The organism is Cloacibacillus porcorum, from assembly GCF_001701045.1.
In the GTDB taxonomy this organism is placed as follows: Bacteria; Synergistota; Synergistia; order Synergistales; family Synergistaceae; genus Cloacibacillus; species Cloacibacillus porcorum.
The window spans coordinates 3,476,223-3,495,710 of the sequence record NZ_CP016757.1 but is presented as its reverse complement, the minus strand read 5'-3'; the positions used below and the strand labels follow the sequence as shown (position 1 = coordinate 3,495,710).

The 19,488-nt window shown below is 55.3% G+C and carries 20 protein-coding genes; 5 read left to right on the top strand and 15 right to left on the bottom strand.

What is annotated here, in order from left to right:
* Positions 1 to 112 precede the first annotated feature (112 nt).
* From BED41_RS15605 to BED41_RS15595, 4 genes are all read left to right on the top strand, one after another.
* Positions 113 to 997, top strand: a complete 885-nt coding sequence (locus BED41_RS15605) for a LysR family transcriptional regulator (RefSeq protein ID WP_066748466.1) — start codon at positions 113 to 115, stop codon at positions 995 to 997.
* Between the two features lie 182 nt (positions 998 to 1,179).
* A complete protein-coding gene (locus BED41_RS15600; protein ID WP_229712341.1) occupies positions 1,180 to 2,169 on the top strand; it encodes an MATE family efflux transporter in 990 nt (329 codons plus the stop codon).
* A 105-nt stretch (positions 2,170 to 2,274) separates the two neighbouring features.
* Positions 2,275 to 2,496 (top strand): hypothetical protein, encoded by a 222-nt coding sequence (locus BED41_RS16820; RefSeq protein ID WP_229712340.1) that lies wholly within the window; start codon positions 2,275 to 2,277, stop codon positions 2,494 to 2,496.
* Between the two features lie 560 nt (positions 2,497 to 3,056).
* On the top strand, positions 3,057 to 4,301 hold the full coding sequence (locus BED41_RS15595) for a dicarboxylate/amino acid:cation symporter (protein ID WP_066748464.1): 1,245 nt from the start codon (positions 3,057 to 3,059) through the stop codon (positions 4,299 to 4,301).
* Positions 4,302 to 4,654: 353 nt separating this feature from the next.
* On the opposite strand, the gene BED41_RS16265 is transcribed toward BED41_RS15595, so the two are convergent.
* From BED41_RS16265 to BED41_RS15580, 4 genes are all read right to left on the bottom strand, one after another.
* Positions 4,655 to 4,825, bottom strand: coding sequence for a FeoB-associated Cys-rich membrane protein (locus tag BED41_RS16265; RefSeq protein ID WP_084002525.1), 171 nt, complete (start codon positions 4,823 to 4,825; stop codon positions 4,655 to 4,657).
* Positions 4,826 to 4,855: 30 nt separating this feature from the next.
* On the bottom strand, positions 4,856 to 7,012 hold the full coding sequence (gene feoB, locus BED41_RS15590) for a ferrous iron transport protein B (protein ID WP_066748462.1): 2,157 nt from the start codon (positions 7,010 to 7,012) through the stop codon (positions 4,856 to 4,858).
* 80 nt (positions 7,013 to 7,092) lie between these two features.
* On the bottom strand, positions 7,093 to 7,323 hold the full coding sequence (locus BED41_RS15585) for a FeoA family protein (protein ID WP_066748460.1): 231 nt from the start codon (positions 7,321 to 7,323) through the stop codon (positions 7,093 to 7,095).
* A 17-nt stretch (positions 7,324 to 7,340) separates the two neighbouring features.
* Entirely contained in the window at positions 7,341 to 7,553 is a 213-nt protein-coding gene (locus BED41_RS15580; RefSeq protein ID WP_066748458.1) for a FeoA family protein, read from the bottom strand.
* A 465-nt stretch (positions 7,554 to 8,018) separates the two neighbouring features.
* Here BED41_RS15580 and BED41_RS15570 point away from each other — a divergent pair, with 465 nt between their 5' ends.
* On the top strand, positions 8,019 to 8,894 hold the full coding sequence (locus BED41_RS15570) for a LysR family transcriptional regulator (protein ID WP_066748454.1): 876 nt from the start codon (positions 8,019 to 8,021) through the stop codon (positions 8,892 to 8,894).
* Positions 8,895 to 8,961: 67 nt separating this feature from the next.
* Here the strand turns inward: BED41_RS15570 and BED41_RS15565 are convergent, their stop codons facing one another.
* The 11 genes from BED41_RS15565 to farC form a co-directional block, all read right to left on the bottom strand.
* Positions 8,962 to 9,540, bottom strand: coding sequence for a ferredoxin domain-containing protein (locus BED41_RS15565; RefSeq protein ID WP_066748452.1), 579 nt, complete (start codon positions 9,538 to 9,540; stop codon positions 8,962 to 8,964).
* Between the two features lie 377 nt (positions 9,541 to 9,917).
* Complete coding sequence (locus BED41_RS16595; RefSeq protein ID WP_157102384.1) at positions 9,918 to 10,064, bottom strand: hypothetical protein; 147 nt, start codon at positions 10,062 to 10,064, stop codon at positions 9,918 to 9,920.
* A 325-nt stretch (positions 10,065 to 10,389) separates the two neighbouring features.
* Positions 10,390 to 10,956 carry a chromate transporter gene (locus BED41_RS15560; RefSeq protein ID WP_229712339.1) on the bottom strand — a complete coding sequence of 189 codons (567 nt, stop codon included), beginning with the start codon at positions 10,954 to 10,956 and terminating at the stop codon, positions 10,390 to 10,392.
* Positions 10,953 to 11,510 carry a chromate transporter gene (locus BED41_RS15555; protein WP_066748450.1) on the bottom strand — a complete coding sequence of 186 codons (558 nt, stop codon included), beginning with the start codon at positions 11,508 to 11,510 and terminating at the stop codon, positions 10,953 to 10,955. The genes BED41_RS15560 and BED41_RS15555 overlap by 4 nt, the downstream gene beginning before the upstream one ends.
* Positions 11,511 to 11,702: 192 nt before the next feature.
* Positions 11,703 to 12,980: a Glu/Leu/Phe/Val family dehydrogenase gene (locus tag BED41_RS15550; protein ID WP_066748447.1), complete on the bottom strand. Its 1,278-nt coding sequence runs from the start codon at positions 12,978 to 12,980 to the stop codon at positions 11,703 to 11,705.
* Between the two features lie 229 nt (positions 12,981 to 13,209).
* Positions 13,210 to 13,911, bottom strand: a complete 702-nt coding sequence (locus BED41_RS15545; RefSeq protein WP_084002524.1) for a DUF554 domain-containing protein — start codon at positions 13,909 to 13,911, stop codon at positions 13,210 to 13,212.
* 112 nt (positions 13,912 to 14,023) lie between these two features.
* On the bottom strand, positions 14,024 to 14,824 hold the full coding sequence (locus tag BED41_RS15540; RefSeq protein ID WP_157102383.1) for a glycine/betaine/sarcosine/D-proline family reductase selenoprotein B: 801 nt from the start codon (positions 14,822 to 14,824) through the stop codon (positions 14,024 to 14,026).
* Between the two features lie 179 nt (positions 14,825 to 15,003).
* Positions 15,004 to 15,618, bottom strand: coding sequence for a TetR/AcrR family transcriptional regulator C-terminal domain-containing protein (locus BED41_RS15535; protein WP_066748441.1), 615 nt, complete (start codon positions 15,616 to 15,618; stop codon positions 15,004 to 15,006).
* Positions 15,619 to 15,844: 226 nt separating this feature from the next.
* Positions 15,845 to 17,161 carry a fluoroacetate reductase selenoprotein subunit FarB gene (gene farB / locus BED41_RS15525; RefSeq protein ID WP_463251686.1) on the bottom strand — a complete coding sequence of 439 codons (1,317 nt, stop codon included), beginning with the start codon at positions 17,159 to 17,161 and terminating at the stop codon, positions 15,845 to 15,847.
* Positions 17,154 to 18,425, bottom strand: coding sequence for a fluoroacetate reductase subunit FarE (gene farE, locus BED41_RS15520; protein ID WP_066748437.1), 1,272 nt, complete (start codon positions 18,423 to 18,425; stop codon positions 17,154 to 17,156). Before farE ends, farB begins: the two co-directional genes overlap by 8 nt.
* 113 nt (positions 18,426 to 18,538) lie before the next feature.
* Positions 18,539 to 19,426, bottom strand: coding sequence for a fluoroacetate metabolism radical SAM enzyme FarC (gene farC / locus BED41_RS15515; protein WP_066748435.1), 888 nt, complete (start codon positions 19,424 to 19,426; stop codon positions 18,539 to 18,541).
* Between the last annotated feature and the right edge of the window lie 62 nt (positions 19,427 to 19,488).

Sequence of the window (19,488 nt, the reverse complement as noted above, 5' to 3'; positions counted from 1 at the left end):
CTTTGCCGGCCCCGTCAGGCCTTTGCAATATCATTATATGGAGGCTATAATATAAAGTAAAACTATGTTTTGTAATATTTATTTTTAGAAATACTTAAAAGGAGGCGTCGTGTTGGAGAGCGCAAGATGCAAGGCTTTTTTGACCTCCGCGGAGACCGGCAGCTTTTCAAAGGCGGCGGAGATACTCGGTTACACGCCATCCGGCGTAAGCCAGTTGGTGACGGCCTTTGAGAGCGACCTTGGGTTTGCCCTTCTTCTGCGGAGCAAGAGGGGGGTAGCGCCGACTGCCGACGGTGAACGGATGTTGCCCGCCGTGCGGGATTTTATCGCTCACGAGGGGCGTATGTATCAGATTGCGGCGGAGATAAAGGGCCTGTCGGTAGGCGAGGTGACGATCGCCACCTATCCCAGCATTTCGACGCACTGGCTGCCTGGAGTGATTCAGGGTTTTCGGGAGGAGTATCCGCGGATCAAGATCAAGCTTATGGAAGGTATCCGGCAGGAAATAGTTCAGTGGCTTGAGGAGAAGAGAGCGGATGTCGCCTTTTTGAGCCGTAAGGAGCCGATGTCTTACGACTGGATACCGTTGGCCGAGGATGAAATGCTCGCGGTGCTGCCGAAGACGCACCCTCTTGCGACGGCGGAGTCCTATCCGCTGCGGAATTGTCACGAAGAGAGCTTCATCATGCCGGCTCTGGGACGTGATGCCGATGTCGCCGCCCTTTTCGAGAGAAACGGTCTGGAGCTGAACGTACAATTTACCACGCTGCAAAATTTCGCGGCTATCTCCATGGTCGAGCAGGGGCTGGGAATAAGCATCATGAATGAGCTTATCACCCGCAACTGGCAGTGCGACGTAGTGAAACTTCCCCTTGAGCCTCCGCAGAAGATCGTTCTTGGGATGGCGCTGTTGTCGCGGGAAAACGCCTCTCCCGCAGTCAAGCGGTTTGTAAAATACGCCGCCGCGCGGCTGAGCCGCATAGAGACGCGGCGGTAACACGCGCCATGCCGCCGTATTTTCGGCGGTTTTTTTGTGATAGAATATAAGCCGTGAAAAATAGAATGCGTATCATGCCGCCGCCGGGTGGCGTGTTTTTAGACGCGCGGGACTCATGCCGTTAGGCCTTAGAAGGGATGAGTCTTTGCGCGGATTTTTGTTTTTTAAGGGGACGTTTATTTATGGGGAAGAGGCTTTTTCCGACCTTTGTCAAATATGTCTCGCAGAGCGTGATGGGGATGGTCGGCATATCCTGTTATATTCTCGCCGACACCTGGTTTGTGGCCGCCGCCTTCGGCGCGGAGGGGCTCGCCGCGCTGAATCTCGCGATCGTCGTTTACAGTCTCATGAACGCCGCCGGGCTGATGGCCGGTATCGGCGGCGCGACGCTCTTTTCGCTCTCGTTTGCCGCGGGAAGGGAGCGGCGCACGGAGATTTTCTCCTCCACGGCGGCGCTCGGCCTCTTTTTCGCGGTGATCTTCACGGGCGCGGGACTCTTTTTCAGCGGCGGCATCGCGCGGCTGCTCGGCGCGGATGAGGTGATTTTTGCGATGACGAGGAGTTATCTGCGGACGATTCTCTCGTTTTCGCTCTTTTTTATTATGAATAATATCTTTCTTGCCTTTGTCCGCAACGACGGCAGCCCGCGCCTCGCGATGGCGGCGATGGTGACCGGCAGTCTTTCCAATATCGCGCTCGATTATCTGTTTATCTTTCCCTTCGGCTGGGGGCTCTTCGGCGCGGCCCTTGCCACTGCGATCGCTCCGATGATCAGCCTCGCGCTGCTCTCGCTGCATTTTGTCCTGCGGCGGAGCTCCTTCCGACCCTCCCTGCGGCGGCTGCGCGCCGGAGCGGTCGCGAAGATGATCCCTTTGGGGCTCTCTTCGATGGTGACGGAGCTATCTTCCGCCGCCACGCTCGCGGCCTTTAATCTGATGATCCTCGCGATGGCCGGCAACACCGGCGTCGCCGCCTATGGCATCGTGGCGAATCTCGCGCTAGTGGAACTTGCCGTCTTTGTCGGCATCGCACAGGGGATGCAGCCGCTCGTGAGCCGCAGCCGCGGCGCGGACGACGGGCATAGCTGCCGCCTTCTTCTGTTATACGGGGCGGCGTTTTCGCTGGCCGTCGCCTCGCTGGCCTACGGCACGGTATTCGTCTGGGCGCGGTAGGTCGCCGGACTTTTTAATTCCGCGGGCGACGCGCTGCTCGCGGCCTATGCGGAGGAGGGGCTGCGCATCTATTTCGCTGGTTTCTTTTTCGGCGGCCTTAATGTCGTGGCCGCCGCCTTTTGCAGCGCCGCGGAGATGCCGAAGCGCGGTTTTCTCATCTCCTCGCTGCGCGCCTTTCTGCTGGTTCTGCCGCTGGCGGCCCTCTTTTCCTGGCTCTTCGGGATGCGCGGACTCTGGTTCTCGTTTGTGGCCGCGGAGGCGTTGACTTTTATCGCCGCCTCCGTGATGCTGCGCAGGTTTATCTTCGATAGGGCAAATGATAAATAGGCGTTTATCAAAATCGGCGTGAATAAGCACCGTATGCGTCATAAGCCGGTCTCTGAGTGTCCTCACCGTATGAGCAATACGGCTCCGGTACTCAGAGACCGGCTTATCTAGCCTACGGCACTTCTTCGCGCCGATTTTCCTACTATCATGTGAATTTTGCAAAACCGATTTTCTTCGGGTGGGCGAAGAGATAAACAGCGATTTACCAAAGATTTCGGCTCCCTGGCCGCCTCGGAGAGGGAGGCTACAAGGGCAGAAGCTAAATCGCCGTTTATCTTTTCCCTCTCCCAATTTATATTTCTTCTGACTCTTTTGCCGATACGTTTACCCTGATATCCGCCTTATTCGCCGGTGTTTTTGTCCGGATATGGGGTATAATTTGGTGTGAAGTCTGATGAGTGATGTAATGGCTAATACATCACTACTTTAATACAAGATATAGTATAATTGTGATATAAGTCCGCGCTTTTTCGCGAGTATAAAGCCGTATAAGTCAGGCTTGTATGGCTATGCAGATAGATTGCTTTATCAGTACGATATATTGAAAGGAGTGCTTTTTTATGTCAGAATCAAACAGTCTGTGGAAGGCGTACCGCTTCCCGATAATCCTTCTCTGCGCCATCGCGATCGGCTGTGTCATCGGCGCGGTGATGGGCAAGGACGCCCTGGTGCTCAAACCGCTTGGGGACCTCTTTATCAACGCGATGTTTATGGTGGTCGTGCCGCTGGTCTTTACGACGATCTGCAGCGCCGTCGCCTCGATGTCTTCGATGGAGCGTCTTGGAAAGGTCATGCGCTCGCTGGTCGTCGTATTCCTGGTCACGGGAGCCGTCGCCGCTATCCTGATGCTCATTACCGTCACGCTCTTCCCGCCGGCGCAGGGCGCCAATATCCAGATGGAGGCCGCGGGCGAGATACAGGCCTTCAGCACGCCGGACCAGATAGTCAAGGCCTTCACGACCGACGACTTTGTGAATCTGCTTTCGCGCCGGGCGATGCTGCCGCTGATCCTCTTCACGATCTTCTTCGGCTTCTGTCTCCAGTCGCTTGGCGAACGGGGACGCGCGATCGGACGCGGCATCTCCGTCGTCGCCGACGCGATGCTGCAGATGGTCAAGTATCTCATGTATTACGCCCCGATCGGTCTCGGCGCATATTTCGCGACGCTCGTCGGTGACTACGGCCCGCAGCTGCTGGGAGCCTATTTCCGCGCGATGGTCGTCTATCATGTCGCCACCTTCGGATATTTCTTCATCGCCTTTACCATCTACGCCTGGTGGGCCACAGAGGGACGCGGCGTGAAGGTTTTCTGGAGCAAGATAATCGCGCCGGCGCTCATGGCTCTTGGCTCAGGCAGCAGTACGGCGACGCTGCCGGTCAACCTTGAGGCGGCCTCAGATATGGGCATTCCGCGCGATATCAGCGAGATCGTGCTGCCGATAGGCGCGACGGCCCATATGGAGGGCTCCTGCCTCTCCGGCATCCTCAAGATAGCCTTCCTCTTCGGCATCTTTGGTCTGCCCTTCACGAGTCTCGGTACGATGGCGACGGCGGTGGCGGTGGCGGTGCTCTCCGGCGTCGTTCTCTCCGGCATCCCCGGCGGCGGTCTGGTTGGCGAGATGCTTATTGTCAGCCTTTACGGCTTTCCGCCCGAGGCCTTCCCGATCATCGCGACGATCGGCTTCCTCGTCGACCCCGCGGCGACGATGGTCAACGCTACGGGCGACACCTGCTCCGCGCTGATGATTTCGCGCCTTGTCGAGGGTAAAAACTGGTTCGCGAAGGCAAATGTGACGAACCTCTAGCAGCTGTATAAGTTATTAGAAAGAGAGCGCCCCGCTGCCGGTTAAGAGCGGGGCGCTTTTTTGTGCCTTGTTGAAGGCAGAGGGCGAGACTGTCCGTCCGTATGCGGCCGGTATAAAGGAAAAAGGCCCAGCGTTGGAGGCCGCGTCTCCGCGGCGCTGGTATGTCTGTCCGATAGGCCTGGATACCTCCTGCGTATGGTCGCGGGGTATCTTTGCCGGTGCTTACGATAGGTGGACTCCCGCCTAGCGGGAGGAGCGCGCCAACTGCCTCCGAATCTCTTCGAAGGCAGCGGGCATCGCTTTGTGTGTGGTGTGGGTTTTATAGAAGGGTTTTGGGAGAAACCTTGTCTATCTTATTTGACTTCTTTCTTTGGCGGATGGCAGAGGGGCGATCCGGCACAGCTTCCGCAGCTTCCGCCGCAGCCGCAGGAACTTTTGCCCTCGCGCCTGTTTTTGTTTATCTTCATCAGGATCGCGACCACAGCCGCGAAGAGGAGTATGCTTATTACAATTGTGGCAATCATCTGAGAATCACCCTCCTAATTTTTTATTGGTCAGTTTGCGCTGGCCGGACGAACTTTTCCATCTATAGAGTAATTTTTCTTAGCGGGACGCACCAGCAGGTAGATCCCGAAGAGCAGCAGCGCGGCGGCGAGTATTGACCAGACGGTGACGCTCCTGCCCTCTGCGACCAGACCCAGCTGGTAGACGATGAAGGCCATCGCGTAGGCGAAGCCGGTCTGGTAGCCGATCGCGATGCAGGTCCATTTCGCGCTGTTCATCTCGCGCTTGATTGCTCCCATCGCAGCGAAGCAGGGGGCGCAGAGAAGGTTGAAGACCATGAAGGAATAGGCCGCGAGCGGCGTGTAGTGGGCCGCAAGCTGCCGCCAGATCTCTTCTCCCTCTTCGGAGACCTCGGCGAAGCCAAAGAGGATGCCGAAGGTGCCGACGACGTTTTCTTTAGCGACAAGTCCCGTGAAGGCGGCGACGGCGGACTGCCAGGTACCCCAGCCAAGGGGCGCGAATATCCAGGCGATTGAACGTCCGATAGAGGCAAGGAAGCCGTCCGAAAGGTCCTCGACCATCACGATGTGTCCGTCGGCGTAGCCGAAACTGGAGGTAAACCAGACGAATATCGTTGAGAGGAGGATCACCGTTCCCGCCTTCTTGATGAAGCTCCAGCCGCGCTCCCACATGCTGCTTATGACGTTGAAGAGGGATGGCATGTGGTAGTCGGGAAGTTCCATGACAAAGGGCGCGCTCTCGCCCGCGAAGAGGGCGGTCTTTTTGAGGATCAGCCCGGAGATTATTATTGAGCCGATGCCGACGAAGTAGGCGCTCGGGGCTACCCACCAGGTGCCGTTGAAGAGCGCTCCCGCGATGAGGGCGATGATCGGCAGCTTCGCGCCGCAGGGCATGAAGGTGGCCGTCATGATCGTCATGCGCCGGTCATGTTCGTTTTCTATCGTGCGCGAGGCCATGATGCCAGGGACACCGCAGCCCGTGGCGACGATCATCGGGATGAAGGACTTGCCGGAGAGGCCGAAGCGGCGGAATATCCGGTCAAGGATGAAGGCGACGCGCGCCATATATCCGGAGTATTCGAGGACCGCCAGCAGGGCGAAGAGGACGAGCATCTGCGGCACGAAGCCGAGCACCGCGCCGACGCCCGCGATGATCCCGTCTAGGATCAGGCTCTGGAGCCAGTCGGCCACATTCAGCGCCGCGAGGAACCCTTCGACCGCCGGCGGGATGATCTCGCCGAAGAGGACGTCGTTTGTCCAGTCGGTTACGAAGGCTCCGACGGTCGTCACCGAGATGTAATAGACCGCAAAGATGACCGCCGCGAATATCGGCAGCGCCAGCACGCGGTTCGTCACAATGGCGTCTATCTTGTCCGTCATCGTGAGGCGCGGTCCACTCTGTTTCTTGTGCGACTCCTTGATCAGCGTGGTGATGTAGGCGTATCTTTCGCTGGTGATGATGCTCTCGGCGTCGTCGTCATATTCCGCCTCGCAGCGTTCTCTGACGGCGGCCGCCCTCTCGATGCCGCGAGTGTTGTCTTTCAGCTCATCCAGCACCTCAGGGTCGCCCTCGAAGAGTTTTATGGAGTACCAGCGGATGCGGTCGGCGGGCAGGGTGTCGGCGAAGGCCATCTCTACCTCCGCGAGCGCCTTTTCAACGGAGCCCTGGAAGATCCGCTTCGACACGGGGGCTGTTTTTTCCTCCGCGGCGGCGCAGGCCTCTTTAATGAGTGTGTCGATTCCCGTACCTTTGAGGGCGGAGATTTCGACCACGGGGAGGCCAAGCTTCTTGGAGAGCTTGGCGCAGTCTATCGATTCGCCCCTCTTCTTCACGACGTCGATCATGTTGATCGCCGCCACGACCGGAATGGAGAGCTCCGCGAGCTGCGTCGTCAGGTAGAGATTACGCTCAAGGTTGCTGCCGTCGATGATGTTGATTATCGCGTCAGGCGCCTCGTCTCTAAGGTAATTCCTGGCGACGCGCTCCTCGGGGCTGTAGGGAGAGAGGGAGTATATGCCGGGGAGGTCAATGATCCTTACCTCTTTATTACCGCGAAGGACCCCTTCTTTCTTTTCCACCGTGACGCCCGGCCAGTTGCCGACCGACTGGTTGGCGCCTGTGAGGGCGTTGAATAAAGTCGTCTTGCCGCTGTTCGGGTTTCCGGCGAGAGCAATTTTTCTGATCATGCCAATTCCTCCTGTGGTTAGCAAAAACTAACCTGAATAAGATTTAAAAATGCGTAAGACGCACAATCCCACGCATAGCTTTAAATAATAGGCTCTACCTCGACCATCTCTCCCTCGGACTTCCTTAGAGAGAGCTCGTACCCGCGTATCGTGACCTCGATCGGGTCGCCGAGCGGAGCCATCTTCAGTACGTCAATGCGGCTTCCCTTGGTGATGCCCATGTCAAGCAGGCGCCGTCTCAGCGCGCCCGTTCCGTGCACCTTTACGACATTGACGGATTCACCGGGCCTTGTCTCTTTCAGAGTTTTCATAACTGATCCTCTCCTTGTCAAATCATGATTTTAAGGGCGACGTCTTTATTTATCGCGACTCTCGAGCCCTTGATGCTGACAATGAGATTGTCGGCATTTTTTGATATTATTACGACTTCGGCTCCGGGGACAAAGCCAAGTCCCTCAATAAACTGTCTCTGAGTGCCCTCGCCGCCGATCCTCTTGATTCCGTAAACCATACCGGCGTCGGCCATTATTAAAGGCATCATAGTTATTACCTCCGTCTCATACAAAGTGGTTAGATACCACTAACTTACTTACGCCGCTAAGGTTAGCATAAGCTAATAGTTTTGTCAACTTTTGAAATGATTTTAAATAAAAAGTAATAGGCGGTCAGAAATTGCCTAACCGCCCGCTGTGAAGGAGAGGCGTTCAAAGCCGCGCCGAAGACGGCCCAGCAGCAGTTTCCAATGAAGCCGGATGCCGCGAGCATAAGGATGAAGCCTGTGACGGCAGGCAAACTTCGGTAATAGGGCAGGATGTAGGATGACATCGCCGTGATGCCGAAAAGGATGATCTTTATATTGACAAACTGCAGCGACATCCCCGGAGCCGGACTGGCCTTGATTTATCTCCTGGCTCGCTGTATATTACAATGAAAATTAGAATTAAAAAATTAGAAATATTAGAGGGTATAGTTCTATAAAATTAAACTATTTAGGGAGGTCGACGCGATGGAATTGAAATACCTTCGGACCTTTAAGACGATCATTGACGAGGGCAGCTTTCAAAACGCCGCCGAACGGCTGAACTTTTCGCAGTCCACGGTCACATTTCAGATACAGCAGCTTGAGCAGTCGCTCTCTGTCAAGCTCTTTGAGCGTATCGGTCGGAAGATGGCGGTCACGCAGGCGGGAAAGGAGATCCTGCCGCATATAGATGCGATTCTGGACGAGGTCGCCAGCATCGAAAGATACGGCAAGGATGTCCGGGATCTTGGCGGCGAGCTTACGGTCTCAATGCCGGAGACTCTCCTGACCTATAAGTCGCAGAGGGCGCTGAAACGCTTTCGCGAGGAGGTCCCGCGCGTGAGGCTGAGTCTGCAGATGCACAACTGTTTTGTCATAAGGGACCAGATATTGAGCGGAGCGGTCGACTGCGGCTTTCATTACGATGTCGGTGGCTATAACAATAGTATCCACAGCGAGAAGATAGCCGAATATGAGATCGCGCTGGTATGTTCTCCAGAGTTGCGCGAGCGGGACTTTATTACGAAGCACCGGCGCAAAGACGTGAGCCTGATCACCGCGGAGAGGGACAATGTCTACTATATCATGTGCTCGCGCTATCTCTCCGAGAGGGACATCGTTCTGAACGGGGTCTTGGAGCTGGGGAGCGTGGAGGCGATCAAGCGCAGCGTGGCGAGCAACATCGGTATAGCCGCCCTGCCGCGTTTCACCGTCGAAGATGAGCTGGCGAAGGGCGAGCTGCATGAGATAGAGACGAAGATGAGGGACCGCCGCATCTCCGTCCTCTGCGCCTTTCATAAAAACAAATGGATGAGCCCCGCGATGGAGCGTTTCATTCTCCTGATGAAGGATACGCTTTAAGACAGATGGAGGCGGGCGGCAAAGTCCGGCCTCTTTGGTCCGCCCGCCGCCGGTAGATATTCCATATTCACGCAGGGCAGGGGACTAAAGCGGCCTCACTTTGCCTTTTACGGTCAAAAAAGATATTTTTCCCCGACAGGCTGACGGGAATGCCGAGCCAGCGCACATTGTCCCCGCAATATCCCGCCTCTTCGGCGGCCCGCCCCGCGGAGAACATGATGCGGTTGTCGGCCTTGTCCAGGGCGGCGGTCTCCGCGGCGGAGGATACGGCGATCCCCAGGTCAATATATGTGAAGGCGCAGCGGCCTCCCGCCTCCTGGCAGGCCCCGCAGCCGCCGAATCCGCAGAGGCCGCAGTGCGGGACGCCGCGGTATGACTCCCTCGCCCCTATCAGTACGACGGCCTGGGCCGCCCTGATATTGGCGGCGTCTCTCCCGTACCAGACCGCGGCCTTTTCCTTCCCGAAGTCACGCGCGCCTATCTCGTCCATCTTATCGGCCAGCGCCTCCTTATCTTTTCCCGTAAGCACGGCCGTCAGGATATTGTCGACGCCGTTTCCCTTTGGGGCGGTGCGCGCCGCCGCGCACATGCGGGCCGTGGTATATCTGACCGCCTCCTCTTCCAGCTGCTTCTCCCCGTAGATCATGTAAAACACCCCCGTATTATTTTGTTGTGGCATAAACGGACAGCCTGCCGTTTCGTAGCCGCTGTAAGTATTTTAACGTTAGAGGCTAGTTTAAAAAATTAGAAATATTAGAATATATGATTCGATAAAACAAAACTATGATGTTAGGGGCGAAGGGCCGAAAACGAAAGGTAATGGCCGGAGGGAGAGACTCCGTCCGGCCATTTTGAAGAAGGGGTGTTTGTGAATGAGTAATATTGAAAAGCCGTTGTTATTTACCTGGCTCCATGATCTTGTCATAGACGATCGCGCCGAGCGTCTTATCGGGGATGGCGCGCCAGCTCTGAGGGGAAAATTAGTTCGCCTCGATTCCTCTCGTTCCGCAGTCGTAGACGGTATCAGTCTTGGACCGAACCGACGCCGAGACAGGCGATGTTTCTCTCTGTCCGGTCAACCTCGGTTAAGTTCTCCGCAAAGGCGGTCTCCGAAAGGCAGACCGTCGCGATCATTATCAAAATGAGCCCCGCGAACAGGATTTTTTTCATTTACTTCCTCCTAATTTGAGGCTGCGTTGTTGACGACGGTCGTCAGCACCGCGCCAAGTATCGCTCCCGCTGTCAATGCGTCGGCACTGCTTGAACTGTCGTTGTTCGGCTGCGGTGGGTACGGTGACGGCAAGTACCGCTGAAGCCGTCATTGTAAATCATTCTCAAATTGCTATTATCCGCTGACCGTAACGTCTCTGGCAGTTAATATACAACTTAAATATGGAGATTTTATGAGGATTTTCTGTTTTTATTATAAATATTACGGATTTATCTTGAAATACATTATAAAAGAGAGTAGATGTTAAATATAGCCTCTTTAAGCTCAGAACTTAAAGATTATTCCCACCGCCGCCGAGATGGCGATGAAGGCCACAGGACTCCATTTCAGCCTCTTCTGGGCCGCGAAGAGGACGATGCCTAAGAGGATCGCCTTCCAGGCCAAAAGGTCCGCAGCCGCACCCGTAGAGCGGTATTTATCGAGGTCCAGCAGGGTTACGGCGACGACGTTGATTCCCGAGGCGGCGATCAGCGCGATCGAGGCGGGGCGCAGGCCGTAAAAGGCGTCTTTGACGACGGTGCGCTCCTGGAAGTTGTCGAGCAGGTTCGCGATCAGCAGGATCACGATTATCGAGGGCAGTACGAGTCCCACGGTCGAGAGGACCGCTCCGGGGATTCCCCCGGTCAGGTAGCCCGCGAAGGTCGCCATGTTTACCCCAATCGCCCCCGGAGTGGATTCGGAGACGGCGATCATATCGGCGATATCGGTCGCCGTGAACCAGCCGCTCTTAGACGAGAGCGCGTAAAGAAAGGGCAGTGTCGCAAGTCCGCCGCCGACTGCGAAGAGGCCGACCTTGAAAAATTCATAGAAGAGCCGCAGCAGGAGGATCATTTTTTACCCCTTATGCGCCGCTGCCAGACGACGCCGAATAACAGCGAGGCGAGAACGATCACGGCGGGACTGACGGAGAATGGCATAATGGCCGAAGCGGCGCTTAAGGCGAAGACGGCCGCGAAGAGCAGCAGCGTCGGGCGGTCGACGACGGAGTTTTTCCAGAGACGCAGCACCGCGTTCACGATCAGCACGCATACGCAGACGCGGATACCGGCGAAGGCGCTGCGGACGACGGGGACCTGCGCGAAGCTGCGCAGCGAGGCGGCTATCGCGATCAGCAGGACGAGCGGCACGGTGACGAAGCCGAGGGTGGCGATGATGCCTCCTAAAGGGCCTCTCCTCTTATTCCCCACAAAGGTCGAGACGTTGACGGCGATTATTCCCGGCGTACATTGCCCGATGGCGTAGTAGTCCGTCAGCTCCCGTTCCGTTATCCAGCCGCGCTTTTCAATAAATTCATGGTGCAGGATAGGGTACATCGCAAGGCCGCCGCCGAAGGTGACGCCGCCGATTTTTAAAAATATGATATAAAGCCGTAAGAGATCTCCCATCCGCACGCTCCCAAGGTATTCTTCGCGGGGGCCGGCCCGCCTCCCGGTGTCGAGCCCGGCGCTTTTATAAAAATTACCGCCGCCGGGACCGTATAAAGATATGGCGTCGGCGTGCGGATGTCAAGAAAGCGGCGCAGTCCCGAAGGGCCGCGCCGCCTGTTATCTGTCGCTTATTGTAAGAGCGGTCCTCTATTAGAGGAAGAAGCCCTTGATCTTGAGACCGTCTGCAACGCGCTTGATGGCGACGAGGAAGGCCGCGCGGCGCATCTTCACGTTGTGCTCCTGAGCGTAGTCCCAAACTCTCTTGAAGTTGTCCTTCATGATCGGGACGAGGCGGTTGTTGTACTCTTCCTCTGTCCAGAAGAATCCGGCGAGGTCCTGTACCCACTCGAAGTATGAACCGATAACGCCGCCGCTGTTGGCGAGGAAGTCGGGAACGACGAGGATGCCGCGTTTGTCAAGGATCGCGTCGCCTTCGGGGCGGATAGGTCCGTTCGCGCCTTCGACGATGTATTTGCACTTGAGTTTGTCGGCGTTCTTGTCGCTGATGACGCCTTCGAGGGCGCAGGGTGAAAGAACGAGGCATTCCTGCTCGAGGATCGCTTCACCGTCCATTCTGACAAGTCCAGCCTCTTCATAGCCGTCGAGGATACGCTTCGGGTGCTTCTCAACGTATGCCTTCGCCGCCTTGACGTCGATACCGTTCGGGTTGTAGTAGCCGCCGGTGATGTCGCTGATTCCGACTATCTTAGCTCCGGCTTCCTGGAGGAAGAGGGCGTTGTAGGTTCCGACGTTGCCGAAGCCCTGTACGATGACGGTGGCATCCTTCGGGTCGATATGCTGGGTCTTGAGCAGTTCAAGAATGCAGGTTGCGACGCCGAGTCCCGTTGCCGCGGTGCGGCCCTTTGAGCCCCAGTAGGCTACGGGCTTGCCGGTCACTACGCCGGGCTCGAGGTGGCCGCGGAGCTTGGAGATAGTGTCCATGATCCAGACCATTTCGGGGCCGCCGGTGTTGACGTCGGGAGCGGGAACGTCAGTCCAGTCGCCGATGAAGGGGGCGATGCGGGCCGCGAAGGTGCGGGTCATCGTCTCACGCTCACGCGGTGAGAGTTCGAAGGGATCTACGGAGATTCCACCCTTGCCTCCGCCGTAAGGGATACCGGCGAGCGAGCACTTCCAGGTCATAAGGCTGGCGAGAGCTTCGCACTCTTCGAGGTTGACGTCGGGGTGGAAGCGAAGTCCGCCCTTGGCGGGTCCGCAGACTGTTGAATGCTGTACGCGATAACCGTTAAAAACTCTTACTGAACCGTCGTCCATCTGGACAGGGATCGAGACGCAGATAGCGCGCTCGGGGCGGCTCATTACCTCGACGAGACCGTCTTCAAGTCCCATCTCCTCTGCTGCTGCATAGAAATTCTTCAACGCTGTGTCAAGAAGTACGTTGGTGGAAGTACGTTTCTGTACGGCCATACAAAAAACCCCCTTAGTATATTTGCCCTCGTCGGGCGGTAACGTTAAAATTATATCCCTACGGACAAATTTTATCTTACATAGATATTGTATTCCTGATTAGTTTTCCCGTAAAGGGGTCACAAATAAGGTTATATTTGTGAATTCCAGAAAATACTATAGAATTCACATAATTTCCACGTAAAACTTAGGGAAGAAAAGAACTATTTGGTTTTATGAACAAAAAAGCCTAAAAAAATAACCTTACAAGTATGACCGCGACTACAAGGCCGGGGAGCATATTCATCACGCGTATCTTCATAAAACCCAGCAGGTTGATGCCGATGCCCATGAGCATGAGCCCTCCGGTGGCGCTCATCTCCGTGACGGCGGCTTCGGACATAAAGGGCTGTATCCAGCCGGCGGCGAGGGTCAGCAGCCCCTGATAGAGAAAAACGGGAACGGCGGAGAAGATCACACCGAAGCCGAGCGAGGCGGCCATCGCCACGGAGGTGAGGCCGTCGATGAGCCCCTTCGCGAGAAGCAGCGAAGGATAGCCGCCGAGCCCCTCTTCAAAGGCGCCAAGCACCGCCATCGAGCCGGTGCAGTAGATGAGGCTTGTCGTTATAAAGCCGGTGGAGAAGCCCTTCGCGCCGTCTCCAATACGTTTCTCCAGCTTCATGCTCGCCGCCTCAAGCGCGCCCTCAAGATTCATCAGTTCGCCGATGAGCGAGCCGAGGGCGATGCTTGCGATGACCACCAGCGGCTGCTGCGTCTTTATCGCCATGCCGACGCCGAGCGTCACCACGAAGAGCGCCATGCCCTGGACGGGCAGCTCCATTATCTTTGCCGGGATCTTTTTGCGGAGCAGCAGCCCCGCGAGTGCGCCGCATACTATGAAAAGAGCGTTGGCGATACTTCCGAAGAGTGGTATAGAGCTGAATAATTCCAAAATTTATTCCCCGCTTTCATCCTTGCCATTATATAGCATAAAGGATGGACGGGGAATTGGCGGTTTCTTTTGGCAGATGTGTTATATGAGGCTATTTTATCGGATAATTATATTATTGCTCCATATTTACTATCAGGCAGGAGTTGTCGTCCGGTACCGACGCCAGCAGTTCCAATGCCTTGTTAAAAAGCCGCTCTCTCCATTCATATTCCTGTTCAGGAGGTAATTCCGGCCTGCCGAATACATGGCTGATGTTATTCCCTCTAAGAATCCTGCTGCAGCCTGCCCATTCTGATATCTGAGTGAGGTTGGTGACGTGTACGACGGGGATGCCTACGCGCTCGATCTCACAGGCGATGTAGGCGCCGCATCTGGAGCTTGTACCGCAGGTTGAGGTGAGGATCACGCCGTCGGTCTCACTTTCACGCAGGGAAACTGCGATTTTGCGGCCGAACTCCTGGCTGTTTTCGACGGAGACCATTACGCCGGCGGTGGAGTAGAACGTGTCGGATACTTTGCGGATGCGCCCGGCCGTCTCTGCTTTGCGTGCCGCGTCAAGCGGTACCAGGCGGTTGGGGTCCTCCGTCACGTATTTATTGTCGTAGCCCTGGTGGCTCACCTCGTATTCCTCGGGCATTAAAGTATCTTTTCCCAAGAAGGAGTAAATGCAGAACTTATCGGAACCGACAGGCGTCATGTTATCGGGATTTCCGCGTGGAACCAACCCGCCGTCCGTCACAAAGGCGATCTTTGCCTCAGACAATTTTTTAGACAGCGTTGGCATAGGCACCTCCTGCGACGGAGAGATACATACTTCGCTGCGGTAGGATTCTCCGCGAAATTTAGCCAGCAACATGTCGATTCCCCTGACTGCGGCGGGAACTTGGTAGTCAATATCCTGGAGACCGCACACTGCCGGCTGTTTCTCTCCGTTACTTCTGTGATGTGCCGGATTCCATACAATATCCGCATATTGTTTAGGCAAAGTAATTTCCTCGCAATCTGTCTAACGCCAGAACGATTATCACTGTATCTTATCGATAATAAGCCTGGCCAGTCGTTTCTCTGTCGGTCAGAAAACTAATTTAAGGATTATATGGTCTTTCTCCTCAGATCGAATTCCTGTTTTGCTACAGTATACTCTGTCATTTCTGTTGGCTCAAGAGGGAAGGTCAGCCCGGTCTTGACCTTTTTCAGCTTTTCAAAATAGATCATGTAGTTCTCATGCATGCCGCCTTTGACCCATTCCATGATGATGCCCACGTAGGCGTACGCCTCAAGGCGGGCCAAAATATACAGTTCATCTTCTCCCAGCCTGTATCCTATCTGAGCATATACCGTGAGGATGTGTATTTTCATCAGCTCAAAGTATGATTCTACAAGCGATTCTGAGAGGGAATTTTGTCCTACGTAATGAAAGACCTCCATGTAAAATTCACGGTTTTCCAGCATATATTTGCAAAGGCAGACAAAACCATCCAGATAGCGGTCCGGATCGGAGAAGGTATTGATTACGGGCAGGGTCTCGGAATAAAAGATCCAATGGATCAGATCGTATTTATCACGAAAATGGTAATAAAAGGCATTCCTGCTGACCCCACATTTAGTGGTAATATCTTTGATCGTTATCTGGCTGAGTCCTTTCTGCGCCATCAGTTCTCTCAAGCAGGAGCCCAGCGCAGCCTTCGTAATCTCTGTTTTTGGCATAACGTTCGAGTCCCTTCTCCCGGCGCCATTCCTCAATCGATAACAAAATTATAACATTCTGCATTATAACATTCTGTATTATAACATTCTGCGACTTTATACCTATATACAGACATTTTTTTATTTTTGTGTGAATGCCACAGCGGCCAATTTCTTAAAAGCCGCCGCCGCGGTGGTTTTCCGCTGGCGGCGGTTGAAAACGTCTGCGGTATCTTTGCCGTACCGGTTATTCTTCGATTATGGCATGCTGTCCCTCAGGAGGGGTTTTTTCGAGCATGTGAAGGGCCTGCTCGACTCTTTTTTCTCTGTAGGCTTTTTCGCTGGGCAGAGGAAGGGTTGGATCGCCAAATACATGAAGGACGCTGTTGCCGCGGAGAATACGGTTTGAGCCCATTCCTTCCGCGATCTTCGTCAGGTTTGTCACCTGGATTACCGGAATTCCGGCGCGCTGGATTTCTTTTGTGATCATGGACCCGCCACGACTGCTCGTGCCTCAGGTAGAGGTCTCGATCGCGGCGTCGCACATGGCCTCTTTTAGCGCCTTGGCGATCCCTTCACCGAACTCTTTGCATTTTTCCATCGGGGTCATGACTCCCGCCGTCGAATAAAAGACGTCGTCCAGACTGCCGATCACGCCCTCCTTTACCATCTTGCGCAGGGCGTCGACCGGCACGAGCCGGTTGGGGTCCTGAAGTACGAAGGCGTTATTGTATCCCTGGTGGCTGACCTCCCAGTCTTTCGCGTCCAGAGTTTCCATACCGTCGATCGAGTAGCGCTTGTATGCCTTGGAATTTGTCGGGACCTGATTGTCCGGGTTGCCGGCAGGAACCAGGCCGCCGTCGGTGACCAGCCCTATCTTACACTGTGAAAGCGGTTTGCTGAGAGAGGGGATCGGTATCTCTTCGTGGTTGGGCATGATGACCTCGGTACGGTATGTCTTTCCGTCGTGCTTTGCCAGCAGCATATTGATACCGCGCTCCGCGGCCGGAATGGCGTAATCAATGGCGACTGCCGGTCCGCTGCCGTGGTAACGCTCCGCTTTGCCGTCCTGTATCGCGTCGCCCGCGATCAGGCGCTTTGCGAAGCCGGCAATCTGATTTATGACCGACGTCATATTGCGCGCGTTATTGTCGCTCTGGAGGATATAGCAGCGGTTTTTGTAAAGGTCCGTGCCGGGGTTTTCCGCATAGAGCGCTGTTACGGCGGGAATATTCAGCTGTTCCGTGACCGCGGCCGTGGTGGCGCCGCAGCCCAGGCCGTAACGTCCGGCGTTGAATCCGGGACCGGCGACGAAGAGGTCGGCCTTCGCGTCGCTTACTATTTTTACGATCTGCGGGAGGATTTCTTCCGTATGCTCCGCGATGGTGTTGTCGCCGCAAATAATGGTCTTAACGATCTCATAATCATCGCCGAGCGCCAGAGCAAGAGCCGCTCCCGGGCCGACGGCGCCGTCTCTTTCGGAGAGGCCTACGCTTGCGGTATCTTCGCCGCCCATCCCCGCGTAAAACTGGTTGATGTAATGAACAACTCTCTTTTTAGTCATTTTTCTGCACCTCCTGCCTGATGTCGCTGTCAGTTGTCATATAGTAATCGCCGAGCTGAGACCATATGCCCTGATAGCAGAAATTTGTCGTATGCTTAAAGGGGCCCCATGGATCTACTCCAAGCAGACAGGGGACGTTTGTTTTTTCGCCGACAAGCCGTTCGACCCGGGGATGGTCGAGATCCCAGTTCCTGCCGCTGTTGATGACTGCGTCTACCTTCGGGTCCGCGATAACCAGCATGTCTCCCGGCTGGTCGTTGGAGACAGCCGAAAGGTTCAGCACAGTCGTCATGCCGAGCCGCTGGCACCAGTTGAATGTCAGCGCCGAATCAAGCTGACAGTGGCCCATACCGGATTTGTTGAGCATAACGCAGTCCGCCTGCAGCGTATCTTTACACAGTGTGGCCGCGATCATTCCCATGGTGTCTTTTGCGTCGATTTTCATCACATTATTGGCGAAGACGACGCCGACGAATTCAAGATCTTTGCCGTGACGCTTCATAAGTTCTTTGATGTAAACTTCGTTTTGCAGATAATAGTTAGGTTCCCAGTAACGCCAGACCATCGCGCCGTCAAGGATCTCCGTGGGCTGTACCACGATCGGCAGGAAGTTAAGGGCGCTCTGCCCGTAGTAAAGGAAATTCCACGTATCGTGCGAGGCCATGTGCGTAACCAGATAGGCGACTTTGGGGAGTTTTTTTCCTGCCGGAATGGGTTCGCGCTCAAAGACTTCGCTCTCATCCGGTTTCATGTTGATCGCCAGTTTTGCGAGATGGACGTTGATCGCCAGCGAAGCATGTTTCAGCGCCTCAGCGTAGCTCGCGTCCGAAACGCCTTCGCCCGGCGTCGCGTCCAGGCAGATATGGAAGTGCCTTGAGAAGTTGCTGTATTTGGCGCAGGGGCCCCCCATGTCCAGGTAATATTTGATATTGCACTTCGCGTAGTAGATATCGGAGACGACGACTCCCTTCAGGGCTACTGTACGTCCCTCTCCCATCGGAGCCAGCTTGCCCCATATGCCTGGATAGGACTCCTCCGGATGGTCGGCCTTGCAGCGAGGCTGCATGACATCGTGAATGCCGAGGATACGGCAGCTTTCGCCGGGCCTTACCAACTGGATATCGAGCGAACCGAACAGGTCGCTTGCCGCTGTTTGAAGCAGCTCCTCCTTGTTGATAGTGAGGACGCCGTCCGCCAGAGATGTTTCACTGCCGAACCGAACGTCGTGAACATTGACATAATCAAGCTGTAGTCTTTTGCCCATATTTCACGCACTTCCCTTCGTTCCAATTTAGATGTTAGATGATGCTTATTGCTGATACGCTTGCGTGTCTGTGCTGTTTTTAATAACCTGCGCGTTCCTGCGCGGGGTAGGACTTACCACCCTATGGCTCCGTCTTGTGCAAGATCTTTGTCGTCCGCTCCGGCGATGGCGTTTGAGAGCGCCTCTATCATCCTGTCACGATCCCGCGGCAGCATTCCCTTTACAGGGACGGAGTTTGAAACGTGTGTGCCGACAAACAGGCAGGGAGCATGCGTTTTAGAGATTGCCTCAAGCAGCAGCCGTTCTTCCTCAAGCGCCTGCCGCGGCGTCAGCGGCCGGAAACTGCCGGTGGCGGCTTCGACCGCAAGCGGCGTGCCCGCCATAGGAGTCAGCGTCATTACCCTAATGGATATTGGATTGACTTCATTATACAGAGCAGCCGTATCCAACGCGTTCTGCCGCCACATCTCCCTGCCTCCAAGCCCGAGAATGGAACTGAGCCCATAGCTGAGTCCTACCCTGTCGAGCCGGTGGAGTGCCGCGACAATCTCCTTCGGTGTTTCGCCTTTACGGCAATTTTCAAGAATCCGCGCGTTTCCGGATTCTACGCCGATATAGAGTGTATCTAACCCACCACGCCGCAGCTCTTCCAACTGTTCATCGGTCTTCTGTGCAACGTCGTCTGCCCTGGCGTACATTGAGAACTGCGTAACGCCTGGAAGGTAACGGCGGACCAGACGGAATATATCCGCCAGATAGCGGCTTTTGAAGGCCAGGACGTTGCCGCCCAGAAGAAACATTCGTGTAGCCTGCTCTCCCTGGGCAACGAGCTCTTCGAGATTCTCGCAGAGCATCTCCGGCGATAGGAGCTGCAGCGGCGTATTCCCGTCGGAGTAGCGGCAGAAGGTGCATCTTCCGTAGCTGCAGCCAAGGGATATTTCCAGTAACGCGCTCTCGTTTTCGAGCGGCGGACGGTAAACTGTTTCTTCTAAAGTTGCCATGACAAGCCCCTGCCTTTATCGTTATCCTCAGTCTGGCGTCTTTCACATGCCGTCTGAGGCCA